The sequence below is a fragment of the Thioclava litoralis genome (assembly GCF_045278885.1).
Lineage (GTDB): Bacteria > Pseudomonadota > Alphaproteobacteria > Rhodobacterales > Rhodobacteraceae > Thioclava > Thioclava litoralis.
This window is the reverse complement of sequence record NZ_CP135444.1, coordinates 77,667-100,449: the sequence shown is the minus strand read 5'-3', so window position 1 is coordinate 100,449 and position 22,783 is coordinate 77,667. Positions and strand designations below refer to the sequence as shown.

Here is a 22,783-nt window from a genome sequence, read left to right as displayed (position 1 = left end):
CCGCTCGAACCTGCGCCCCTGTCCCGTTTGCTGGGGCAATGGCGGGCCGCGCTGATGCCGCACCGGATCGTGATGGCGCTGCTGGCTGTGGGGGCCGTGGCCGCGATGGTCCATTATATGGACTGGAGCTGGCTGCCCACCTATTTCCCCAAACTCTGGAGCGGTCTGGGCATGACGATGATCATGCTGGTCGCGAGCGTGGTGATCGGATTTCTCTGCGCCCTGCCTCTGGGTCTGGTGCAGGTGACGGGGCCGCGCCCGTTGAAATGGGCGGCGACGGCCTTCTGCACGGTGATCCGCGGCACGCCGCTGCTGTTGCAGATGTGGCTGTTCTATTACGGGCTCGGGTCGCTTTTCGCGCAGTTTCCCGAGATCCGTGACTCCTGGCTCTGGCCCTATCTGCGGCAGGCATGGCCCTATGGGCTGATCGCGCTGACTGTCTCGTTCGCGGCCTATGAGGGCGAGGTTATGCGCGGGGCCTTTGCGGGTGTGCCCGAGGGCGAATTGGAGGCCGCGCGCGCCTTCGGGATGCCGCGCTTCATGCTGTTCCGTCGGGTATGGTTCCCGCGGGCGCTGCATCGCGCCCTGCCGACGCTGACCGGCGAGATCATCCTGCAACTCAAATCAACGCCTCTGGTGGCCACGATTACGATCACCGACCTTTATGCGGTGATCACCCGCGTGCGCCAGACCACATTCCTGACCTATGAACCGCTGCTGTTTCTGGTCGCGGTCTATCTGGTGCTCAGCGGCACGCTGACGCTGGCGCTGCGTTGGCTGGAAAACCGGCTGCCGTCGGCCTAAGGCCGCGCCCCTCCCCCAAGCGTCTTTTCTGTCGCAAGGGGGAGGTGGGTTAGCGGGCGGCCTTTGCGGCATCGCTGCGTGAGAATGCAGCGATCAGCATCCGTTCGGACTGGTCAAGATAGCCTTCCAGCATCAGGGCGGCGGCCTCTGTCTCGGCGGCTTTCATCAGCCCCAGCAGCTTCTCGTTCAGCGGAATAAAGGGTGCATGCAGGAATTCGGGGTCCTGAATGACACCGAAGGCCAGCCGCAACTCTGCTGTCAGATTGGCATAGAAGGTCGCAAGCCTCGGGCTGTCGCTCAGGGCGACAATCGCGCTATGGAAATCGACATTGGCACTGCCCACACCGCGCCAGTCGCACTCTGCGGCAGAGCGATGTGCCTTGGCGATGGCGGCCTCCATTGCCGCCAGTGCCGGATGCTGGGCGTAACTGCCGCGAATGGCCTGCACCTCGATCACGCGGCGCACCCGATAGATATCGATGATCGAGGCCATCGACGGGCTGGCCACCGAAATCCCCTTATTGGCCTCGTGATGGAGCAAACCGTCCTTGGTCAGGATGCGGAAGGCTTCGCGCAGCGTATTGCGCGAGACTTCCAGCCCCTCGGCGCAGGCGGTTTCGGAGAGCCGCTGGCCCGGAAGAAGCTCTCCCATGATCAGTTGATCGCGAATCCGCTGCGCGGTGCGTTCGGCAAGGGAGAGGGGCGGTGCGGACATGGAAAGACCTTCAAAGTGACTCTTCCGCTCTATCGCATATCCCGCCCCCAAGCACCATTCGCCTCTGGCATCGCGTAATAATTGGGCGAATTTGCATAATTATTGATCATAAATCATGCGAATATAGGGTGATGCCTGCAAATATGGCCTACGATACAAATATATTGTTGAACAATGTGAATATGGTTGCTCTCTTTTGTGACAGGAGAGGCGGATCAATCCGCCCGACAGGGATCAAGGGAGATAGAAATGTCCGAAATAGAAACAGCGACCACTGCGACCGGCAAAGGGGCCAAGCTGCGCCGTCACGCGCTGGTTGCGGCGATTTTCATGATGGCGACCTCGGCGATTGGGCCGGGCTTCATTACCCAGACCGCAACCTTCACCGCCAGCATGGGCGCCACCTTCGCCTTCGCCATTCTCGTCTCGGTGCTGATCGATTTTGTCGTGCAGATGAATATCTGGCGGATCGTGACCCTGTCGAAATGCCGTGCGGCCGAACTGGCCAACCGTGCCGTGCCCGGGACGGGGTATCTGCTGGCCGTTTTCATCCTGCTGGGCGGTTTCGTCTTCAACGTGGGTAATATCGCAGGGGCCGGTCTGGGGACCAACGCACTTTTGGGCATGGACCCGAAGATCGGTGGTCTGATCAGTGCGCTGATTGCGGTGGCCATTTTCCTTTCGCGTCGCGCGGGTCTGCTGATGGACCGTGTCGTGGTCGTGCTGGGGGTGGTGATGCTGCTGATGACGCTTTTCGTGGCGGGGGTCTCGCATCCTCCGGTGGGCGAGGCGCTCTCGCAGTCGATCTGGCCCGATAGCATCAACTTCGCCACGATCGTGACCATCGTCGGCGGCACGATTGGCGGGTATATCACCTATGCCGGTGCGCATCGTCTTCTGGATCAGGGGATGGTGGGCGAGGAAAATCTTGCCGCGGTCACCCGTGCGTCCGTGACCGGCATCGTGGTCACCGGCGTGATGCGTTTTGTGCTGTTTCTGGCCGTGCTGGGCGTGGTCTCGGCGGGTCTGGTGATGGATACCACGGGGCATGCGGCCAATCCGGCGGCACAGGCCTTTCAGGCGGCTGCGGGCGATCTGGGCCTGCGGGTGTTCGGCGCGATCCTGTGGGGGGCGGCCATTACCAGCGTGATCGGCGCGGCCTATACATCCGTGTCTTTCCTGACAGTGTTCCTCCCCTCGCTGACCGAGCGCGGTCGGGCCTATGCGACTGTCGCTTTCATCGCCGCCTCGCTGGCAACCTATGTCGGGCTTGGCACCGCACCGGCGGCGCTGCTGGTCTTTGCGGGCGGGTTCAACGGGTTGATCTTGCCTTTGGGCTTCAGCCTCTTCATCTATGTGGGCTGGGCGCGCAGGGATCTGCTGAATGGCTATAGCTATCCGCGCAGCCTGCTGATCCTCGGGACGATCGTCTGCGCCCTGACATGGTATATGGGGTTCAAATCGGTTGGCTCGATCTTCGCGTTCCTCGGGCAGTAAGGCCCGAACCTGCCACAGACTGTCCTGAAGGGAGAAAACATGGATCTCAATAGTGATCTGGGCGAAAGCTTCGGTGCATGGGCGATGGGGGATGACGCGACGATGCTGGAGATCGTCACCTCGGCCAATGTGGCCTGCGGGTTCCATGCCGGCGACCCGAACGGCATCCTGACCACTTTGCGTGCGGCGGCAGAACGCGGCGTGCAGGTCGGGGCCCATGTGGGGTATCGCGATCTGGCGGGGTTCGGGCGGCGCAATATGGATGTCGCCAGCGCGGATCTGACAGCAGAGGTCATCTACCAGATCGGCGCGCTCCAGGGGCTGGCCCGTGCGGCAGGCACCAAGGTGAGCTATGTCAAACCGCATGGGGCGCTTTATAACACCATTGCCCATGACATGCGTCAGGCGGAGGCCGTGATCGCGGCGCTCGGGGCGGTGGACCCGAGCCTGACCCTGATGGTGCTTGCGGGCAGCCCTCTTGAGCAGCGCGCCCGGCAGGCGGGGCTGAGCGTTGTGGCCGAAGCCTTTGCCGACCGTGCCTATGATGACGGGGGGCAGCTTGTGTCGCGCAAATTGCCGGGTGCGGTTTTGCATGATGCGGATGTGGTGGCACAGCGGATGCTGCGCTTTGTGCGCGAGGGGGTAATCCGCTCGATCAACGGGCATGATGTCCGTGTTGACGCACAGTCGATCTGTGTGCATGGGGACAGCCCGGGCGCGGTCGAAATGGCCCGCCAGATCCGTGCGCTGTTCCTGCGTGAAGGCGTGTCGCTTGCGGCCTTCGGGGCGGGTGGTGCGGCATGAGCCATCTGCGTTTCCTGCCCGTCGCGCTGGATGCGCTGCTGGTCGAACTTGCCGATCTCGAACAGGTTCTGACCCTGCATGCGCTGCTGCGCGAGGCCCCGCTGGCGGGTCTTCGCGAAACGATCCCCGCGGCGCGGACCCTGTTTGTCCGGTTTGATCCGCAAGAGGTCTCGGCGCAGGCTCTGGCGGCACAGATCGATGCGCTGGATCTGACGCCACATGTGCAGAAGGCGGCACGGGTTGTGACCATTCCGACGCGCTATGATGGCGAGGATCTGGCCGAGGTGGCAGAGCTGACAGGGCTCAGCGTGGCCGAGGTGATCGAGCGTCATCAGGCCCGCCCCTGGACCGTGGCGTTTTGCGGCTTTGCGCCGGGCTTCGGCTATATGGCGGGGGGCGATCCGGCTTTGGAAGTGCCCCGCCGCCGCACGCCACGGACTCGCATTCCGGCAGGATCGGTCGCGCTGGCGGGTGCGTTTTCGGGCATCTATCCCAAGGCCAGCCCCGGTGGCTGGCAGATCATCGGCACCACCGATCTGGCGATGTGGGATCTGGGGCGCACGCCTCCGGCGTTGCTGCAGCCCGGAGATCAGGTGCAATTCGAGCGCCATGACGCGGTTGCGGCCTATCCCGTTGCGGCCCTTCCGCCGTCTGCGGACATGTCATCGGGGCAGGGTGGCTTCGAGGTTCTGGCCGCGCCCTTCCCCGCGATGTTCGAGGATAACGGGCGGGCCGGACAGGCGGCACAAGGGGTTGCGGCCTCGGGGGTGCTGGATCGCGGCGCTCTGCGCGCGCTCAACCGTATGCTGGGCAATCCTGCGGGAACCGCCGCGCTAGAGATCACGGGCGGCGGGTTTGCCTTCCGCGCCAAGGAACCGGCCGTGATTGCGGTGACGGGCGCGCCCTGTCGCGTCAGCGTCAATGACTGGGATTTCGGGTCGCATGCGCCGATTGCGGTGGATCCGGGCGACAGGATCACCCTCTCGGTGCCCAAAGCGGGGCTGCGCGCCTTGCTCGGGGTGCGGGGCGGGTTTGCCGTGGCACCGGTGATGGGGGCTGCGACATGGGACAGTCTGGCCGAGATCGGGCCGCAGCCGGTTCGCCAGGGCGCGCATCTGGCGCTGGCCCATGCTCCCGCCGATGCCGTAGGGCCTGCGATTTCCCTGCCCGCCCTGCCTAAAGCGGGTGATCTGGTGGTGCTGGATGTGGTGATGGGGCCACGCAGCGACTGGTTCGAGCCGCAGATACTGGACCGTTTCACCCAGCAGGAATGGGAGGTGACGGCGCAATCCAGCCGTGTCGGGATCCGGCTGAACGGGGCCGCGCCACTGACCCGTCCGGACCAGAGCGAACTGCCCTCCGAAGGCACCGCGACCGGCGCGATACAGGTGCCCCATTCCGGCCAGCCGGTTCTGTTTCTGGCCGACCACCCCCTGACAGGCGGCTATCCGGTGATCGGGGCCGTTGCCGATTATCACCTTGATCTGGCGGGCCAGTTGCCGCCCGGCGTGAAAATCCGGTTCAATCCGGTCGCGCCCTTTGCCGAAATCAAGCCCTGCGCGGGCATGTGACACGAAAGACGTTCCAATGAAGACTGTACTGATTGCCAATCGCGGCGAAATCGCTTTGCGTGTGGTGCGCGCCTGCCGTGATTACGGAGTGGGTTCGGTGGCGATTTTCGCGGATGCCGATGCGGATGCGCCCTATGTGCGCGAAGCCGATAGGGCCTTTTCCCTGCCCGGTTCGCGCCCTGCCGAGACCTATCTCAATATCCCTGCCATTCTCGAAATCGCGCAGCGTGCGGGGGCGGATGCGGTGCATCCGGGCTACGGCTTCCTGTCGGAAAGTGCCGAATTCGCGCAGGCGGTGCTTGCGGCGGGGCTTGCATGGGTCGGCCCACCGCCCGCGGTGATTGCCGAGCTGGGAGATAAGGTCGCGGCGCGGCGCATTGCGATGAAGGTGGGGGCGCCTTTGGTCCCGGGGACGCCCGGTCCGGTGGATGGCCCGGAAGATGTGCTGGCTTTCGTGCGGGCGCATGGTCTGCCGATTGCGATCAAGGCGTCGCATGGTGGAGGCGGGCGTGGCATGCGTGTCGCCCGCGAAATGGCCGAGATCGAGGAATTGTATCACGCCGCCCGCCGCGAGGCCGAGACCGCCTTTGGCAACGGGGCCTGCTATGTCGAACGTTTTCTCGACCGCCCGCGCCATGTCGAGGCGCAGGTGATTGCCGACCGTCTGGGCAATGTGGTGGTGTTGGGGACGCGGGACTGTTCGCTCCAGCGCCGGAACCAGAAGCTGATCGAAGAAGCCCCCGCGCCCTTCCTCAGTGAGGTACAGCGCGACACGATCCATGATGCCGCACGCAGGATCTGCACCGAGGCCGGTTATGAAGGGGCGGGGACGGTGGAGTTTCTGCTTGGGGCGGACGGGATGATCTCGTTTCTCGAGGTCAATACCCGCCTGCAGGTCGAGCATCCGGTGACCGAGGAAACCACCGGCGTCGATCTGGTGGTCGAGCAGCTGCGGATTGCCGATGGTCTGCCGCTATCCGTAACCCAGACCCCGCGCCCCAATGGCCATGCGATCGAATTCCGGATCAATGCCGAAGATCCGGGTCGGGGGTTCCTGCCGACGCCGGGCGGGATTTCGATGTTCCATGCGCCATCCGGTCCGGGTGTCCGGGTCGATAGCGGTGTGGAAAGTGGCAGCACCGTGCCCGGCACGTTTGATTCCATGATGGCCAAGCTGGTGGTCTGGGGGCCGGATCGTAAAACGGCGCTGTCACGGGCGCGGCGCGCGCTGAGAGAATTCCGGATCGAGGGGGTCGCGTCGGTGTTGCCGTTCCACCGTGCCGCGCTGGAGGCCGAGGATTTCACACAGGAGACGGGGTTTGCGGTGCATACCCGCTGGATCGAAACCGATTTTGCCGAACCGCTGGAAGCGGCGCTGCGTGTGCCGCCCGAATCTGCGCCCGCCGTTCTGCGCGGTCGGATCGAGATTGATGGGGCTTTGTGTGATGTCGGCTTCGGGGCCGATCTTGTGGCAAAGCTTACGCGATATCTGGGCACGATACCGGCAGAGGGTGCTGCCAGAGCCGCCGAAGCCTCTGTGCGCTGCGCGGACGAGGGGCCGGCAGAAGGCGCCGGATACGGGGTGGCCGCGCCCATCTCGGGCCTGCTTCTGGACTGGACGGTCGGCGAAGGCGAGACCGTGCGCGCGGGGCAGACTGTGGCGATGATGGAAGCCATGAAGATGGAAACACCGGTTGTCGTGCAAAAGGACGGGGTGATCCATCTGCAGGCCGCAAAAGGCGCCAGCCTCGCGGCGGGCCAGATCGTCGCAGAGATCGCCTGAAACAGGCAGGCGGGCTTGGCCGATCCAAGCCCGCCTCAAAGCCCGTTCGAAAGGGCATGCCCTGCGCCCGGCGGGGCGCGCAGGGCGGTCTTGGGGGTCAGTCGTTCACTTTCTTGACGAATTGGGATTTCAGCCCCATCTGGCCGATCCCGGGAACCTTGCAATCGATATCGTGATCGCCGCCGACAAGGCGGATGCCGCGCACTTTGGTGCCGACTTTCACGACCGAGGAACTGCCTTTGACCTTGAGATCCTTGATCACGGTCACGGTGTCGCCATCGGCGAGAATATTGCCAACCGCGTCGCGGATGACCTCTTCGTCAGAGCCGGACATGTCAGCCGACCATTCATGCCCGCATTCGGGGCAGGTGAGCAGGGCATCGACCTCGTAGGTATAGGTGGATGCGCAATTGGGGCAGGGGGGCAATGTATCCATCATGGTCGCAGCGGATAGGGGGCCATGCAGCTTTTGGCAAGAAAATTCGATTGCAATGACCAAAATTTACGATGGTTTTCGTCTTTTCAGACCGCTTGCGCGAAAATCACGAAGGCTGTATCGAGGGCGCACCGGTCGCAGCCTACCCGGTTATCAAAACAAGGACTGATCCTATGACCTATATCCTAAAGGGGTGTCGCCCCTGTGCCGTTGTGTTGCCGCATGTCCTGCCCGCGCCCAAGGAGATGCCGTAATGTTCCGGATCACGAAAGAATTCCACTTTTCCGCCTCTCACCAGTTGGACCACCTGCCCGCCTGCCATCAATGTGCGCGGTTGCATGGCCATAACTATATCGTCGTGGTCGAACTGGCCGCCGCCGATCTGAATGCCGACGGGTTCGTGCGCGATTATCACGAACTGGCCGCGCTGAAAGACTATATCGACGGCACCTTCGATCATCGCCATCTCAATGACGTGCTCGATTGCCCCTCGACGGCCGAACATATGGCACGTCACTTCTATCTCTGGTGCAAGGCGCGCTGGCCCGAGGTTGCAGCGGTGAAGGTCTCGGAGACGCCCAAGACATGGGCGGAATATCGTCCATGAGCCTGCGGATCTGCGAGATTTTCGGCCCGACCATTCAGGGGGAAGGGGTGCTGATCGGCGAGCCGACGGTGTTTGTGCGCACCGGCGGCTGCGATTATCGCTGTAGCTGGTGCGACAGTCTGCACGCGGTCGACAGCGCCTATCGCCATGACTGGGAGGTCATGACCCCGACCGAGGTCTGGGACGAGATCGTGCATCTGTCAGACCATAGACCGCTGACCGTTTCGCTGTCGGGCGGCAATCCGGCGATCCAGAATCTGGCACCGGTGATCGAGATGGGGCAGGCGGCAGGCTACCGTTTTGCCTGCGAGACACAGGGGTCGATCCCTGCGGCATGGTTCGGGCGGCTTGATACGCTCGTGCTGAGCCCGAAGCCGCCCTCATCGGGGGAACGGGTCGTCTGGGAGCGCTTTGAGGATTGTCTCAAGGCGGCGGGTCCGCATACGCAGGTGGTGATGAAGATCGTCGTTTTCGACGAGGACGATTTCGCCTTTGCCCGTGCCACCGCGGCAAGCTATCCCGATCTGCCGCTTTACCTGCAGCCGGGCAATCGCGAGGTGGACCCCGCGACCCCCGTCAATCTGGATGTGGCGGCCAAGCGGCTGGAATGGCTGGTCCAGCAGACCCTTGCCGCAAAATGGTTCCGCCCTCGGGTGCTGCCGCAGTTGCATGTGATGATCTGGGGCAATAAGCGCGGTGTGTGATGCCGTCTCGCTATTGGCGGGGCTTGGGGCTAGAAAGGGACGGCCCCTACGGAGATGAACATGGACTGGACAAAGCTTCTGTCGAACGAACGCCTGTGCGACCGGACCTATTCCGAGCAGAGCAACCGCTCCATCTTCACGCAGGATTACGACCGGATCGTGTTTTCCCAGCCCTTCCGGCGTCTGGCCAATAAAACGCAGGTGCAGCCGCTATACGAACATGACCACGTGCATCACCGGCTGATCCATTCGATCGAGGTGGGCTCTGTCGGGCGGTCGCTGGCGATGGCCATCGGGCAATGGCTGGTGGCGCAGGGCCATATCGCGGCGGGCGAGGAAAACAGCCTTGCCAATATCGTGCAGGCCGCCTGCGCTGCCCATGATATCGGCAATCCGCCCTTTGGTCATTCGGGCGAGGCCTCGATTGGCGCATGGTTCGCGCGGGCCTTCGAGGAGGGGCGCGGGGTGTTTGGTGATCTGGACCCCGCTCTGCAAGACGAGTTCCGCCAGTTCGAAGGCAATGCGCAAGGGTTCCGTATTATCGCCCGCACCGAGATGTATCGCAATGATGGCGGGATGCGGCTCTCCAAGGCGGTGCTGGGCGCCTTCATGAAATACCCGCTTTCGGCAGCGACGAAAACCGCATTGGGCGCGGAGAGCTATCACGCCGATGGGTATTTCGGCGCCAAGAAATTCGGGATTTTCCATTCGGAATTGCGGCTTTTTGCCGAGGTGGCGGCAAGCCTTGGCCTGCCCCAGATCGAGATCGGCCCGAACCAGTGGTGGCGGCGTCACCCGCTGGTCTATGTCGTCGAGGCGGCTGACGACATCTGCTATAATATCGTCGATCTCGAAGATGCCTTTACCACGGGCGAGCTGCCATTCGAGGTGGTGCGCGACACGTTGCTCCGGCTGGCGGGGCGCGAGGACAGGCCCGTGCAAAGCCGCCCGTCGCGTCTGCCTGCGGAAGAGATCGCCCTTCTGCGGGCAATGAGTATCGGGCGGGCCATCGAAAGCTGTGTGGAGGCCTTCAAGGCACATTACAGCGCGATCATGGAGGGCCGGTTCAGCCACGCTCTTGTCGAGGCCGGTCATCTGGGCGCACAGTTCTCCGCGATCCGCGATCTTGCCAAAACGCGCATCTTCACCGCCCCGCGCAAGACAGAGCTGGAAGTTTCGGGCTATCGGGTCATTGCCAATGTGCTGGACGGGATCGCCCCGATCTATCAGCAGCTTGGCGCGCGGGGATGGCAGGCCGGGGCGCTGGACACCCATGCGGCGCAGATCGTGCGGGTGTTGGGGCTGGACCTGCGGGATGTGACATCGGCGGAAACGGCGCTGCATGCGATGGGTGATTTCGTTTCGGGGATGACAGACCGTTATGCGTTGCGGATTTCGCGGATGTTTTCAGGCATATAACCCTTTGACAGCGTTTTAGGGCCTTTCCCGACAAGAAACTTTTTTGAATAATGGCTTTGCGCAGGCCGGGTTTCCAAAGCGGCCCCGCACTGTCATGAGGGAGAGCCAGACATGTCTGAAACCAAAAAGGGTTTGCAACAAAACCCCCATGCCGTGCGCGAGATCCGCGAGAAGAACCTCGAGGTGGCGATTGGCCGTCAGGTGCGCGAATTGCGCAAGCGCCAGCGCATGACGGTGGCCGATCTGGCAGGGCAGGCAGGGCTTTCGGTGGGCATGCTGTCGAAGATCGAAAATGGTGTGACCTCGCCCTCGCTCAGCACGATTTCCACCTTGGCCCATGCGTTGCGGGTGCCGCTGGTCCAGTTGTTTTCGGGGTTCGAGGAGCAACGCGGCTGTATGCATGTGAAAGCCGGTGACGGGGTCGAAATCGAACGGGAGGGCACGCGGGCGGGCCATCAATACCAGCTTCTGGGCCATATCGGGTCGAACAATTCCGGCGTTGTGGTCGAGCCCTATATGATCACGCTGGAAAATCCCACCGAACGCTTCCCCATCTTCCAGCATGAGGGCATCGAGATCCTGTATATGCTGGAAGGCGAGATGACCTATCGGCACGGGGACCAGCGCTATCTGATGGAACCGGGCGACTCGCTGGTGTTTGACTCGGATGCGCCGCACGGGCCGGAAGATCTGGCGGCCCTGCCGATCCGCTACCTGTCCATCATCACCTATCCGCAAGCGCGTTGATCTTCCGCCTAAGGGCTGGGCGTTGTGCCGCTTGGCCCTGCGGATTTTGCGTAAAATCTATGCGGTTCCATGCGGCCTTCCGGAAAGACCGGAGAAAACGGCGGTTTTCCTAGAAGGAATAAAATATTCTCTTTAGTGATGTTCTTGAAGGCGCGCTGCGCCGGTCTCGAACGCAATGGAGAGGACCTATGTGTGGGATTGTTGGCCTTTTTTTGAAAAAGGATGATCTGCGCCCGAAGCTGGGCGATATGCTGACCGATATGCTGATCACCATGACCGAACGCGGCCCCGATAGTGCGGGCATCGCGATCTATGGGGATGACGGCGAAGGTGTGAAAATCACCGTGCAATCGGACACGCCGGAAGTGGATTTTGCGGGTCTGGAAGACGATCTGTCGAAGGCTGCGGGTGTTGCGGTTTCGGTGAAGGTTGTCTCCACCCATGCCGTGATCAAAGCGCCGCTTGCCGCCGAGGCCGCCCTACTGGCTGCGATCGAGGCCAAGGGCCTGCGGGTGATGGGCGTGGGCGAAAGCATGGAGATCTACAAAGAGATCGGCCTGCCGAAGGATGTGGCCGAGCGTTTCGGCATCCGCGAGATGGGCGGCAGTCACGGCATTGGCCATACCCGTATGGCTACCGAATCCGCCGTGACCACGCTGGGCGCGCACCCGTTTTCCACCGCCGATGACCAATGCCTTGTGCATAACGGCTCGCTGTCGAACCATAACTCGATGCGCCGCAAGCTCGCCAAAAAGGGCGTTTTCACCAAGACCGAAAACGATACCGAAGTGGGGGCGGCCTATATTTCCTCGCGCATTGCCGATGGTGCCAGCCTTGGCGAGGCGCTGGAGGGCACGCTTGAGGATCTCGACGGGTTCTTCACCTTTGTGACCGGCACCAAGAACGGCTTCGGGGTCGTGCGCGATCCGGTCGCTTGCAAGCCCGCGATCATGGCCGAGACCGAAGACTATGTGGCCTTCGCCAGCGAATATCGCGCCTTTGCCGACCTGCCGGGCATCGAGGCGGCCCGCGTCTGGGAACCCGAACCCGCCACTGTCTATTTCTGGGAGCGTTGATCCATGACTGTTCTGGATATGTCGCAGGTTGCCCTGCGCGAGCTGAACTCCACCCTGCAGGCGGCCGCCAAAGACCGCAAGAACGAAGCTTTCGATATCACCAACCCGCGGGGCTCCCATGCGGTGGCCGTGGGTCTGGATGGGCCGCTGAATGTGACCATCAAGGGCTCGACCGGCTATTACTGCGCGGGCATGAACAAGGAAGCCACGGTGACGGTCGAAGGCTCGACCGGTCCGGGTGTGGCCGAAAATATGATGTCGGGCGTGGTCACCATTGAAGGTGACGCCAGCCAATATGCCGGTGCCACCGGTCGCGGCGGCCTTCTGAATATCAAGGGCAATGCGTCGTCGCGCTGCGGGATCTCGATGAAAGGCATCGATATCGTGGTGCATGGCAATATCGGCCATATGTCGGCCTTCATGGCACAGCGTGGCAATCTGGTTGTGCTGGGCGATGCGGGCGATGCGTTGGGCGACAGCCTTTACGAGGCGCGTCTGTTTGTGCGGGGCAAAGTGAAATCGCTAGGGGCTGATTGCATCGAGAAAGAGATGCGCCCCGAGCATCTCGAATTCCTCAAGGACATCCTTGAGAAGACCGGCGCCGACGCCAAGCCCGAAGAGTTCAAACGCTATGGCTCGGCCCGCAAGCTCTACAACTTCAATATCGACCACGCCGACGAGTATTAAGGAGCGCGATCATGGATAAGACACCGCATACCGAACCGCGCCAAAGCTGGACCTTCTCGCAGGAGGTCAACTCCGAGATCCGTCGCGCCGCCGCCACCGGCATCTATGACATCCGCGGCGGCGGGGCCAAGCGTCGCGTGCCGCATTTCGACGACCTCTTGTTTCTGGGCGCGTCGATGTCGCGCTACCCGCTGGAAGGCTATCGTGAGAGATGCGATACCTCGGTCACCTTGGGCACGCGCTTTGCCAAGAAACCGATCGAGCTGAAAATCCCGATCACCATCGCGGGCATGTCCTTCGGGGCGCTTTCGGGCCACGCGAAAGAGGCTCTGGGTCGTGGGGCCAGCCTTGCAGGCACCTCGACCACCACCGGTGACGGTGGCATGACCGAGGAAGAGCGCGGCCATTCCGAAAAGCTGGTCTATCAGTATCTGCCCTCGCGCTACGGGATGAACCCCGACGACCTGCGCCGCGCCGATGCGATTGAAATCGTGGTGGGCCAAGGTGCGAAACCGGGTGGCGGCGGTATGCTGCTGGGTCAGAAGATCACCGAACGCGTGGCGGGCATGCGCGATCTGCCGGTCGGCATTGACCAGCGCTCGGCCTGCCGTCACCCCGATTGGACCGGCCCCGATGATCTGGAGATCAAGATCCTTGAACTCCGCGAGATCACCAACTGGGAAAAGCCGATCTACATCAAGGTCGGGGGTGCGCGCCCCTATTACGATACCGCTTTGGCTGTGAAAGCCGGTGCTGATGTGGTGGTGCTCGATGGCATGCAGGGCGGTACGGCTGCCACGCAGGATGTGTTCATCGAAAACGTTGGCCAACCGACGCTGGCCTGTATCCGCCCCGCCGTTCAGGCGTTGCAGGATCTGGGACTACACCGCGAGGTGCAGCTGGTTGTCTCGGGCGGTATCCGCACCGGTGCGGATGTGGCAAAGGCTCTGGCCCTTGGCGCGGATGCGGTGGCAATCGGCACGGCGGCTCTGGTGGCGCTTGGCGACAATGACCCTAAATGGGAGGCCGAGTATAACGCGCTTGGCACCACGGCGGGCGCCTATGACGACTGGCATGAGGGCCGCGATCCGGCGGGCATCACCACGCAGGATCCCGAGCTGATGAAGCGCCTTGATCCGGTGGCGGCAGGTCGTCGTCTGCGCAACTACCTCAATGTGATGACGCTGGAATGCCAGACCATCGCGCGGGCCTGTGGCCATAACCATGTCCACAACCTCGAGCCCGAGGATCTTTGCGCGCTGACTATGGAGGCCGCTGCTATGGCGCAGGTGCCTCTGGCGGGCACGAGCTGGTGGCCGGGCAAGGGCGGCTTCTAAGCCCGTTTCCAGATTGGTCGAAAGACAGGGCGAGGGCGGCAAACGCCCCGCCATTCTCAACAGGGATAAAGAGGTGTTCAGATGGCAGGTCTTGCCGAGTTTGCCCGCGAGAAGGGCGTCAAATATTTCATGATCTCCTACACGGATCTCTTCGGGGGCCAGCGCGCAAAGCTGGTGCCCGCTCAGGCGATCACCGATATGGAAGAAGACGGCGCGGGCTTTGCCGGTTTTGCCACCTGGCTGGACCTGACGCCCGCGCATCCCGATATGCTGGCGGTGCCGGATGCGTCGGCTGCGATCCAGCTGCCGTGGAAACCCGAGGTGGCATGGGTGCCGGCAAATTGTGTCATGGAAGGCGAGCCTGTCGAACAGGCGCCGCGCAATGTGCTGCAAAAGCTGGTGGATGAGGCCGCAGCCGAAGGGCTTCGCGTGAAGACCGGTATCGAGGCCGAATTCTTCCTGCTCACCCCCGAGGGCGACCAGATCTCCGACCCCTATGACACGGCGGCCAAGCCCTGCTATGACCAGCAAGCCGTGATGCGCCGCTATGATATCATTGCCGAAATCAGCGATTATATGCTGGAGCTTGGCTGGGGCGCCTATCAGAACGACCATGAAGACGCCAATGGCCAGTTCGAGATGAACTGGGGCTTTGACGATGCGATGGTCACCGCCGACCGCCACAGCTTCTTCAAGTTCATGGTGAAATCCGTGGCCGAAAAGCACGGGATGCGCGCCACCTTTATGCCCAAACCGATCGAGGGTCTGACGGGCAATGGCTGCCACGCGCATATCTCGGTCTGGGATCTGGACGGTAAGGTCAATGCCTTTGCCGATAAGTCCAAAGAGCTGGGCCTCTCCGATCAGGGCCGCACCTTCCTTGGCGGTATCATGAAGCACGCCGAAGCCTTGGCCGCGATCACCAACCCCACGGTCAACAGCTACAAGCGGATCAATGCGCCGCGCACGACCTCGGGCGCAACTTGGGCGCCGAACACCGTGACATGGACCGGCAATAACCGCACCCATATGGTCCGCGTCCCCGGTCCGGGCCGGTTCGAGCTGCGCCTGCCCGATGGGGCGGTGAACCCCTATCTCCTGCAGGCGGTGATCATCGCGGCGGGTCTGTCGGGGATCAAATCCAAAGCCGATCCGGGGCCGCGCCACGATATCGACATGTATGCCGAAGGGTTCAAGATCAAGGACGCGCCGCGTCTGCCGCTGAACCTGCTGGACGCGCTGCGCAATTTTGACGCGGATGAGGGGCTGAAAGCTGCTTTGGGTGCCGAATTCTCGGCCTCCTACATCAAGATGAAGATGCAGGAATGGACCGCCTTCGTGTCGCATTTCTCCCAATGGGAGAAAGATAATACGCTCGATATCTGAGCTTGATTTACCCCTCCTGATGCCCGGCGTTCACTTCGGTGACGTCGGGCTTTTTTTGTCGCGTAAGGTGCGGGGGGGATGGCCATAGGCCTCGCGGAAACGGTCGGCAAAATGCGACTGGCTGGCAAAGCCCGTCAGATGCGCGATCTCTGATAGCGGCAGCCGCGTGCCGGCGATCAGCTCGTGCGCTTTTTCCAGACGGATGCGGCGGTAAACCTCCATCACCGGCGCGCCCATCGCCTGGCGGAACTGCCGTTGCAACTGGCGCAGCGACAAACCCGCAAGCCCCGCAAGCTGGCTTTGGTCCAGCGGGTCGGCAATATGGCTTTCCATCAGCTCCAGCGTTGCGGCCACCACCTTGGGCAGCACCCCGTAACGCGCCTCGATCGAGGCCATCTGGGGCGCATCGGCCCCGCGGATCTCGGTCTGGATGAACCAGTCGGAAATGCGCTGCGCAAAGCCCGTACCATGTTCGCGCGCAATCAGCGCATGCATCATATCCAGCGGCGCGATGCCGCCCGCGCAGGTATAGCGGTTGCGGTCGATCACAAACAGCCGCCGCTCCAGCAACCACTCGCCCGGCAGTGCGGCAATATCGTCATAGTGATGCCAGTGCAGCGTGAAGCGCCTTCCCTCCAGCAGACCCGCCCGCGCAAGGATCATCGCCCCGCCCGAGATTCCCCCCAAGGCAACGCCCCGCCGGTCGGCCTCGCGCAGCCAAGCCATCAACGCCGGATCATTCACCCGCGCAGGGTCTCCGCCCGCCACCACGAAGACCAGATCGAAATCAGGCGGGGTCGCGCGGAAGGGCAGGGCCGGAAATTCGGACCCGATGGAGGACACCGCCCGATCCGACCCCGAGAGAATCGTAATCCGGTAGGTTCCCGCCCGAAACTGATTGGCCGCGCGTAAAGGCTCAAGCGCCGAAGCCGTTGACATCAGCGCATGGCCATCCAGCAGAAGAAAGGCGATATTTTGCATAGGCTTGCCCGATTAATCCTAATGGCATTTTTAGGATAAAAAATGTCACTTATAAAGAAGTTTATTCACCCTGCCTCGCCTAGCCTGTCTGGGACAAAGGAGCGCAGGTCATGAAGTTTTCAGGGTTCAAGGTGCTGAAAGAAGCGCTGACCGGACATAAGGGATGGGGGCCTTTGTGGCGCAATCCCGACCCCAAACCCAGCTATGATATCATCATCGTCGGTGGCGGCGGCCATGGCCTGTCGACGGCCTTCTATCTGGCGAAGAATTTCGGCCATCTGAAGGTGGCGGTGCTGGAGAAGGGCTGGCTCGGGTCGGGCAATATCGGGCGGAACACCACGATCATCCGCTCGAATTACCTGCTGCCGGGGAACCAGCCGTTCTACGAGCTTTCGATGAAGCTTTGGGAAAACCTTGAACAGGAAACCAACTTCAACTCGATGGTCAGCCAGCGCGGCATCTTCAACCTGTTCCATAGCGACGGCCAGCGCGATGCCTACCGTCGGCGCGGCAATGCGATGATGATCTCGGGGGCGGGCGCGAAACTGGTGGATGCGGCCGATCTGCGCGAGATGCTGCCCTATCTGAATTTCGACAATGCCCGTTTCCCGATCAAGGGCGCTTTGATCCAGCCGCGCGCAGGCACGGCGCGTCACGATGGCGTGGTCTGGGGCTATGCGCGCGGCGCCGATCAGCGCGGCGTGGACATCATCCAGAACTGCGAGGTCACCGGTTTCCGCATCACCAATGGTCAGGTTGAAGGGGTGGAGACGACCCGTGGCTTCATCGGCGCGAAGAAGGTGGGGGTTGCGGTCGCAGGCTCGACCGGTCGCGTGATGGAGAAGGCGGGGATGCGCCTGCCCATCGAAAGCCATGTGCTGCAGGCCTTTGTGTCCGAAGGGCTGAAACCGCTGATCGATAATGTCATCACCTTTGGCGCGGGGCATTTCTATATCAGCCAGTCCGATAAGGGCGGCCTTGTCTTTGGCGGCGATATCGACGGCTATAATTCCTATGCGCAGCGCGGCAATCTTCCGGTGGTGGAAGACGTGCTGGAGGGCGGTATGGCGCTTATGCCGATGATCGGTCGGGCGCGGCTTTTGCGTAACTGGGGCGGCATCATGGATATGTCGATGGATGGCTCGCCCATCATCGACGAGACGCCGGTCTCGGGCCTCTATCTGAATGCGGGCTGGTGCTATGGCGGCTTCAAGGCGACGCCTGCCTCGGGCTTCTGTTTTGCGCATCTGCTGGCCACAGGGCGGTCGCATGAGGTCACGGCGCAGATGCGGCTTGACCGCTTTGCGCGCGGCTATGTCATTGATGAAAAGGGCGTTGGTGCCCAACCGAACCTGCACTGAGGCACGATCATGCTGATACCCCATCCTCTTCTTGGCCTGCGGGATGCGCAGGAGTTTACCTATCTGGGCGATGCCAGCCTGATGAACCGTCCCGCGCCTGACGCGGGCGAGGCCGCCTTCGCCGATTACGTCTTTCTGCGCGACAATCCGGCAGGTGTGCACCGCGAGCTTTGGTATCACGAACAGGGCGACCGTTCGTGGCTGATTGTCACCCGTAACACGCTGACCCACGAAATTCTGGGCGCCGAGCTTGCGATGAAACCGGAGGGCGCGAAATGAGCCGTTTGTCTGGCGGTCTGGTAGATCGCAATGCGCCTTTGAAATTCCGCTTTGATGGGGTCGATTACACGGGCTTTCAGGGCGACACTCTGGCCTCGGCGCTTTTGGCCAATGGCGTGCAGCTTATGGGGCGGTCGTTCAAATACCACCGCCCGCGGGGCGTGGTGGCCGCTGGTTCGGAAGAGCCCAACGCGCTGGTGACCCTGCGCACGGGGGCGCAGGCCGAACCCAATACCCGCGCCACCGTGGCCGAGCTGTATGACGGGCTTGAAGCCAAATCGCAGAATTATGCGGGCTCTCTGGAGCATGACTGGCTGGCGGTGAATGACCTGCTGTCGCCCTTCTTTGCGGCGGGTTTCTACTACAAGACCTTCATGTGGCCGCGCGCCTTCTGGGAAAAGCTCTATGAGCCGATGATCCGTAAGGCGGCTGGGCTTGGGGCGCTGTCGGGTCTGCCTGATCCCGATGCCTATGATCGCGGATATCTGCATTGCGACCTGCTGGTGATCGGCGGTGGCGCGGCGGGGCTGATGGCGGCGCTGACCGCTGGCCGTGCGGGGGCCAAGGTCATTCTGGCGGATGAGGATTTCGCCTTGGGCGGGCGTCTTCTGGCCGAAAGCCATGCGCTGGATGACGCGCCCGCGACCGACTGGCTGCGCGCGACCGAGGCCGAACTTCGCCGCCTGCCCAATGTTCGTGTGATGACGCGGATGACGGTTTTCGGCACCTATGACCACGGCGTCTATGGCGCGGTCGAGAGGGTCTCGGATCACCTGTCCGATGCAGGCGGGAAGGTTCGCCAGACGCTCTGGCGGATCACCGCGCGGCGGGCGGTTCTGGCGGCGGGTGCGACCGAGCGTCATATCCCCTTCGCCAATAACGACCGTCCGGGCATCATGCTGGCGGGTGCCATGCGTGCCTATGCCAACCGTTGGGCGGTGGCGCCTGTGCGGGCGCCCGAGGACCGGATCGCCATTTTCACCAATAGCGACGATGGTCACCGCACCGCGCTGGATCTGATCGCCAAGGGCGCGCAGATTGCAGGCGTCATCGACACGCGGCCCGAGGCGAAATCGTTGGGCGATTATCGTGTCTATGCTGGCTCGGTGGTCTCGGACAGCAAGGGCCGTCTGGGTGTGAGCAAGGTGCAGATCACTAGCGGCGGCACTCGCCAGTGGATCGACTGTGGCGCTTTGGGTGTCGCGGGCGGGTGGAACCCCAATGTGCATCTGGCCTCGCATCATCGTGGACGTCCGGTCTGGCGCGAGGATCTGCTGGCCTTTGTTCCGGGCGAGGGCGGACCCACGGGGTTGATCCCCGCAGGTGCTTGCAATGGCGAGGGCACGACCGCGCAGGCATTGGCCTCGGGCGCGAAGGCGGCTGTTGCGGCGCTGGCGGATCTGGGGATTGCGGCCATGGCACCCGATCTGCCCAAGGCCGAGGATAGCCCTGTTACCCCCACGGCCTTCTGGCATGTGGCCGGCAAAGGGCGCGCTTGGGTCGATTTCCAGAACGATGTGACGGTGAAGGATATCGCGCTGGCGCATAAGGAAAACATGCGTCCGGTCGAGCATCTCAAACGCTGGACCACTTTGGGCATGGCCACCGATCAGGGCAAGACGGCCAATGTCTCGGCGCTGGCGGTTATGGCCGAACTCACCGGCAAATCCATCCCCGAAACCGGCACCACCATCTTCCGCCCGCCTTATACCGGCGTGTCTTTGGGTGTGCTGGGCGGTGGCGATACGGGTAAGGATTTCCGCCCGACCCGCCTGACCCCGACCCATGACTGGGCGAAGGCGCGCGGGGCGGTCTTTGTCGAGGTCGGCCAATGGATGCGGGCGCAGTATTTCCCGCAAGGGAATGAGGAAGACTGGCGCGAAACCGTGGACCGCGAGGCTTTGGCCGTGCGCTCGGGCGTGGGGCTTTGCGATGTGACCACACTGGGCAAGGTCGATGTGCAGGGTGCGGATGCGGGCGAATTCCTCAACCGGATTTATGCCAATATGATGGGCAGCCTGAAGGTTGGCAAAGTCCGCTACGGGCTGATGCTGCGCGAGGATGGCCATATCTATGATGATGGCACCTGCGCGCGTCTGGCCGAGGACCATTATGTGGTCACCACCACCACCGCCAATGCGGGGCTATGCTATCGCAATATGGAATTCGCGCGGCAATGCCTCTGGCCGGAACTGGATGTGCAGCTTATCTCGACCACCGACGCCTGGGCGCAGATTGCCGTGGCGGGGCCGAACTCGCGCGAGCTTCTGTCGCGTGTGGTCGATGGGGTGGACCTGTCGAATGAGGCCTTCCCCTTCATGGGCTGTGCCGAGATTACCCTCTGCGGCGGTCTGCGGGCGCGTCTGTTCCGCATCTCCTTCTCGGGCGAATTGGCCTATGAGATCGCGGTGCCGGCGCGTTACGGTAATGCGCTGATGGAGCGGCTGATGGAGCAGGGTCAGGATCTGGGGGTCACCCCCTATGGCACGGAAACCTTGGCCGTGCTGCGGATCGAGAAAGGCCATGCTGCGGGCGCCGAGTTGAACGGGCAGACCACCGCGCAGATGCTGGGTCTGGGCAAGATGGTCTCGGCCAAGAAAGACTCCATCGGGGCGATCATGTCGCGCCGCGAGGGGCTGGCCGCTGACAAGCGCCGTCTGGTGGGGCTGCAACCGCTGAATGCCGAAGAGCGGATCTTTGCGGGCTCGCATCTGTTCACCCGTGGCGATCAGCGCACGATGCAGAGCGATCAGGGCTGGGTGACCTCGGCCTGCTATTCGCCCCATGTCAAAAGCCATATCGCGCTTGGCTTTGTCGAACAGGGCGACAAGCGGATCGGTGAGGTGATCGTCGCCTATAACCCGCTGGAAAATACGGGCTGTGATTGCCGGATTGTGCCTGCCCATTTTGTTGACCCCGAAGGGGAGCGTCTCCGTGACTAAGCCCGTGACTGATCTGATTGCACAGACCGCCCTTGGCGGCACCCGTCCGAAAACCGAAACCCTCGGGTCGATGACCCTGACCGAACGCCCCGATATCGCGCTGGCCTCTGTGGCCGCGCGCCACGGGCAAAGCCTGACCGAAGTGGCGGGGCTGCCACTGCCTGCGCCGGGGGCTTTGACGCAGGGCGCGGGGCTGACCGCCTTTTGGGCGGGGCAAGACCAATGGCTGATCGAGGGTGAGGCCCGCGCCGAGGAAGACTTTGCGGCATGGGTCAAAACCCAAGCGCCTGCGGCATCGGTCACCGAACAGACCGATGGCTGGGTGGCCTTCGACATCACGGGCCCCGAGATGGACCGCCTGCTGGAACGTTTGGTCAACCTGCCCGATAGCGCCAAGGCCACAGGGCAGGCCACCCGCACCGGCCTGCATCATATGTCGGTCTTCCTGCTGCGGCTTGCGGACGACCACTGTCGGATCTGGGGCATGCGCTCTTATGCGGGAAGCCTCTGGCATGCCCTTCACGAGGTGGCTTCGCGGCTGTCTTGATGCGGGGCCTGATGCGGCGGGGCCCGAGATCAGGCCTTGCGGCTGGCGGCCTGCCTGCGGGCGGGGCGTCAGGGAATATCACGTGCAATCGGGGCGGTCTTTGACCGGTTCCTCTTCTCTTCATGCCTCCGATGGGGCTATACCTCTATGGCGAAAGACTTTCGGATACTCACATGACCAAATATTGCCTGACTGTAACCTGTCCTACCCAGCGCGGCATCGTCGCGGCCATCTCGGGTTTTCTGGCCGATAAAGGCTGCAACATCACCGATAGCGCCCAGTTCGACGATCTCGAGACGGGGAATTTCTTCATGCGGGTCAGCTTTACCTCGGAAACGGGGAATGATGGTGAAAGCCTGCGCAGCGAGTTTGCCGAGACTGCGAAAAGTTTCGGTATGAATTTCGCCTTCCACGACGAGGCCACCAAGATGAAAGTCGTCATCATGGTGTCGCGCTTCGGGCATTGCTTGAATGACCTTCTGTACCGTGCGCGCATCGGCGCGCTGCCGGTGGAGATCGTGGCGGTGATCTCGAACCATATGGATTACCAGAAGGTCGTGGTGAATCAGGATATCCCCTTCCACTGCATCAAGGTGACCAAGGAAAACAAACCCGAGGCCGAAGCCCGCATCATGCAGGTGGTCGAGGATGCGGGTGCCGAGCTGATCGTGCTGGCACGCTATATGCAGATCCTCTCGGACGAGATGTGCCAGAAGATGTCGGGGCGGATCATCAATATCCACCATTCCTTCCTGCCGTCCTTCAAAGGCGCGAACCCCTATAAGCAGGCCTTTGCCCGCGGGGTGAAGCTGATCGGGGCGACCTCGCATTATGTGACCGCCGATCTGGACGAGGGCCCGATCATCGAGCAGGACACCGTGCGGGTGACCCATGCGCAATCGCCCGAGGATTACGTCTCGCTGGGGCGCGATGTGGAAAGTCAGGTGCTGGCGCGGGCGATCCATGCCCATGCCCATCGCCGCGTCTTCATCAACGGGTCGAAAACGGTGGTCTTTCCTGCGTCTCCGGGATCGTTCTCGTCGGAGCGTATGGGCTAAGGCGCGCGTCTTTCCGCAAGATATAGTGGCCGCATGCCGGTT

The 22,783-nt window shown here is 62.4% G+C and carries 21 protein-coding genes; 18 read left to right on the top strand and 3 right to left on the bottom strand.

What is annotated here, in order from left to right:
* Positions 1 to 54: 54 nt before the first annotated feature.
* Positions 55 to 804, top strand: coding sequence for an ABC transporter permease (locus RPE78_RS14155; protein ID WP_330647282.1), 750 nt, complete (start codon positions 55 to 57; stop codon positions 802 to 804).
* 49 nt (positions 805 to 853) lie between these two features.
* On the opposite strand, the gene RPE78_RS14150 is transcribed toward RPE78_RS14155, so the two are convergent.
* Positions 854 to 1,519, bottom strand: coding sequence for a GntR family transcriptional regulator (locus tag RPE78_RS14150; RefSeq protein ID WP_330647162.1), 666 nt, complete (start codon positions 1,517 to 1,519; stop codon positions 854 to 856).
* A gap of 249 nt (positions 1,520 to 1,768) precedes the next feature.
* Here RPE78_RS14150 and RPE78_RS14145 point away from each other — a divergent pair, with 249 nt between their 5' ends.
* Genes RPE78_RS14145 through RPE78_RS14130 form a run of 4 tightly spaced genes read left to right on the top strand, consistent with a single transcriptional unit; the run spans position 1,769 to position 7,174 of the window.
* Entirely contained in the window at positions 1,769 to 3,016 is a 1,248-nt protein-coding gene (locus RPE78_RS14145; RefSeq protein WP_330647161.1) for an NRAMP family divalent metal transporter, read from the top strand.
* A 39-nt stretch (positions 3,017 to 3,055) separates the two neighbouring features.
* The gene (locus RPE78_RS14140) at positions 3,056 to 3,820 is read left to right on the top strand and encodes a 5-oxoprolinase subunit PxpA (RefSeq protein ID WP_330647160.1); all 765 of its coding nucleotides are present in this window, start codon (positions 3,056 to 3,058) and stop codon (positions 3,818 to 3,820) included.
* Positions 3,817 to 5,391, top strand: coding sequence for an urea amidolyase family protein (locus tag RPE78_RS14135; protein WP_330647159.1), 1,575 nt, complete (start codon positions 3,817 to 3,819; stop codon positions 5,389 to 5,391). Before RPE78_RS14140 ends, RPE78_RS14135 begins: the two co-directional genes overlap by 4 nt.
* Before the next feature lie 16 nt (positions 5,392 to 5,407).
* Entirely contained in the window at positions 5,408 to 7,174 is a 1,767-nt protein-coding gene (locus RPE78_RS14130; RefSeq protein ID WP_330647158.1) for a biotin carboxylase N-terminal domain-containing protein, read from the top strand.
* A 97-nt stretch (positions 7,175 to 7,271) separates the two neighbouring features.
* Here the strand turns inward: RPE78_RS14130 and RPE78_RS14125 are convergent, their stop codons facing one another.
* Positions 7,272 to 7,613: a zinc ribbon domain-containing protein YjdM gene (locus tag RPE78_RS14125; RefSeq protein ID WP_330647281.1), complete on the bottom strand. Its 342-nt coding sequence runs from the start codon at positions 7,611 to 7,613 to the stop codon at positions 7,272 to 7,274.
* Between the two features lie 250 nt (positions 7,614 to 7,863).
* Between RPE78_RS14125 and RPE78_RS14120 the strand changes: the two genes are divergently transcribed.
* The 8 genes from RPE78_RS14120 (at position 7,864) to glnT (ending at position 15,573) form a co-directional block, all read left to right on the top strand.
* A complete protein-coding gene (locus tag RPE78_RS14120; protein ID WP_330647157.1) occupies positions 7,864 to 8,217 on the top strand; it encodes a 6-pyruvoyl tetrahydropterin synthase family protein in 354 nt (117 codons plus the stop codon).
* Positions 8,214 to 8,921, top strand: coding sequence for a 7-carboxy-7-deazaguanine synthase QueE (queE, locus tag RPE78_RS14115; RefSeq protein ID WP_330647156.1), 708 nt, complete (start codon positions 8,214 to 8,216; stop codon positions 8,919 to 8,921). Before RPE78_RS14120 ends, queE begins: the two co-directional genes overlap by 4 nt.
* A gap of 60 nt (positions 8,922 to 8,981) precedes the next feature.
* Positions 8,982 to 10,340, top strand: coding sequence for a dGTP triphosphohydrolase (gene dgt, locus RPE78_RS14110; protein WP_330647155.1), 1,359 nt, complete (start codon positions 8,982 to 8,984; stop codon positions 10,338 to 10,340).
* A gap of 111 nt (positions 10,341 to 10,451) precedes the next feature.
* Complete coding sequence (locus tag RPE78_RS14105; protein WP_330647154.1) at positions 10,452 to 11,087, top strand: helix-turn-helix domain-containing protein; 636 nt, start codon at positions 10,452 to 10,454, stop codon at positions 11,085 to 11,087.
* Between the two features lie 188 nt (positions 11,088 to 11,275).
* On the top strand, positions 11,276 to 12,163 hold the full coding sequence (locus RPE78_RS14100) for a glutamine amidotransferase family protein (RefSeq protein WP_330647153.1): 888 nt from the start codon (positions 11,276 to 11,278) through the stop codon (positions 12,161 to 12,163).
* 3 nt (positions 12,164 to 12,166) lie between these two features.
* Positions 12,167 to 12,850: a GXGXG domain-containing protein gene (locus RPE78_RS14095; protein ID WP_330647152.1), complete on the top strand. Its 684-nt coding sequence runs from the start codon at positions 12,167 to 12,169 to the stop codon at positions 12,848 to 12,850.
* Between the two features lie 11 nt (positions 12,851 to 12,861).
* Positions 12,862 to 14,187: an FMN-binding glutamate synthase family protein gene (locus tag RPE78_RS14090; RefSeq protein ID WP_330647151.1), complete on the top strand. Its 1,326-nt coding sequence runs from the start codon at positions 12,862 to 12,864 to the stop codon at positions 14,185 to 14,187.
* Between the two features lie 81 nt (positions 14,188 to 14,268).
* Positions 14,269 to 15,573 (top strand): type III glutamate--ammonia ligase, encoded by a 1,305-nt coding sequence (glnT, locus tag RPE78_RS14085; protein ID WP_330647150.1) that lies wholly within the window; start codon positions 14,269 to 14,271, stop codon positions 15,571 to 15,573.
* Positions 15,574 to 15,603: 30 nt separating this feature from the next.
* Here the strand turns inward: glnT and RPE78_RS14080 are convergent, their stop codons facing one another.
* On the bottom strand, positions 15,604 to 16,554 hold the full coding sequence (locus RPE78_RS14080; protein ID WP_330647149.1) for a GlxA family transcriptional regulator: 951 nt from the start codon (positions 16,552 to 16,554) through the stop codon (positions 15,604 to 15,606).
* 110 nt (positions 16,555 to 16,664) lie between these two features.
* Between RPE78_RS14080 and RPE78_RS14075 the strand changes: the two genes are divergently transcribed.
* The 5 genes from RPE78_RS14075 (at position 16,665) to purU (ending at position 22,741) form a co-directional block, all read left to right on the top strand.
* Positions 16,665 to 17,915: a sarcosine oxidase subunit beta family protein gene (locus RPE78_RS14075; RefSeq protein ID WP_330647148.1), complete on the top strand. Its 1,251-nt coding sequence runs from the start codon at positions 16,665 to 16,667 to the stop codon at positions 17,913 to 17,915.
* A 9-nt stretch (positions 17,916 to 17,924) separates the two neighbouring features.
* Entirely contained in the window at positions 17,925 to 18,194 is a 270-nt protein-coding gene (locus tag RPE78_RS14070; protein WP_330647147.1) for a sarcosine oxidase subunit delta, read from the top strand.
* A complete protein-coding gene (locus RPE78_RS14065; RefSeq protein WP_330647146.1) occupies positions 18,191 to 21,136 on the top strand; it encodes a sarcosine oxidase subunit alpha family protein in 2,946 nt (981 codons plus the stop codon). Before RPE78_RS14070 ends, RPE78_RS14065 begins: the two co-directional genes overlap by 4 nt.
* On the top strand, positions 21,129 to 21,683 hold the full coding sequence (locus RPE78_RS14060) for a sarcosine oxidase subunit gamma (protein ID WP_406721699.1): 555 nt from the start codon (positions 21,129 to 21,131) through the stop codon (positions 21,681 to 21,683). Before RPE78_RS14065 ends, RPE78_RS14060 begins: the two co-directional genes overlap by 8 nt.
* A 173-nt stretch (positions 21,684 to 21,856) precedes the next feature.
* On the top strand, positions 21,857 to 22,741 hold the full coding sequence (purU, locus tag RPE78_RS14055; RefSeq protein ID WP_330647144.1) for a formyltetrahydrofolate deformylase: 885 nt from the start codon (positions 21,857 to 21,859) through the stop codon (positions 22,739 to 22,741).
* Positions 22,742 to 22,783: the final 42 nt, after the last annotated feature.